At 58.3% G+C, this 854-nt stretch carries 2 protein-coding genes; one reads left to right on the plus strand and one right to left on the minus strand.

The genetic code is table 11. From position 1 onward, the window contains the following. Window positions 1-195: hypothetical protein (locus tag RVY79_RS16680; protein WP_317465594.1), on the minus strand; the 195-nt coding region annotated here is incomplete at its 3' end. 91 nt (window positions 196-286) lie between these two features. Here RVY79_RS16680 and RVY79_RS16685 point away from each other — a divergent pair. Further along, complete coding sequence (locus tag RVY79_RS16685) at window positions 287-760, plus strand: hypothetical protein (protein WP_248694666.1); 474 nt, start codon at window positions 287-289, stop codon at window positions 758-760. Window positions 761-854 lie beyond the last annotated feature (94 nt).

The raw sequence follows: 854 nt of genomic DNA on the forward strand, positions 1-854 counted from the left end.
TGTCGCATTTGGCGAAAAGCGGATGGTCAAGGTCTGTGCAACCTGATGGCTCGGTTGTTCTTGTGCATCTGTCTGGGTCTCGTTTGGCACTTCGCCCGAATGGATCAGCAGCGCTTGAGGCACGGACACCGTAAAAGTTTTCGAGCCAGGGTCGTACGTAGCGGTGAAGTCGTCGACTGTGGTTCTGATGGTCATGCATCCCCCGGATGTGGGCAGTTGAGAAGGTCAGAGATCTCGATTGTTTCATGACTGCGGGGATGCGCCAAAAAGTGAGTAGGCGTCGTAGATGACGCCTTTATTTGAGCCAAAAATCGACCTTCAACGACATTCAATTCACATGGGCAACGTTTCTGATCCCCTTGATTTGCGCGTCCAGCGCCCGCTGCGCGCCATCACCGAGCAGGAGTGGCCGGAGTGGACGAGCGAGGCGAAGGTCATCGCCGACACGCTGCGCAAGAGCGGCCTGCAGGACAAGTCCGTGGCGATTGAAATCGAGATCGACCCGGCGACGCTGGCCAAGGCCCAGCAGGGAACAGCCCGCCTGTCGGAGAAGCACCTGGATGCGCTCATGGACGCCTGCGGCAGCGAAGCGTGGCTGCACTACTGGCTCCTGAAGCGCGGTTATGACCCGCGCAGCCTGCGCCGCATTGAGAGCGATCTGGAGCGCGAGAACCGACTTCTACGCGAACGACTGGATCAGATTGAGCAGGAGCGCGAAGTGGAACTTCGTTTGTTCACCAAGTTGAGGAGCGCAGCGTGACTCGCTTGGCAAACGTGCGTGCTTATCGAATTTGGGCGCAGATGAAAGGGCGGTGCACCAACCCGAACAACACGTCCTATCCGCGATATGGCGG

This window comes from Chromohalobacter sp. HP20-39 (assembly GCF_033052815.1).
GTDB lineage: Bacteria > Pseudomonadota > Gammaproteobacteria > Pseudomonadales > Halomonadaceae > Chromohalobacter.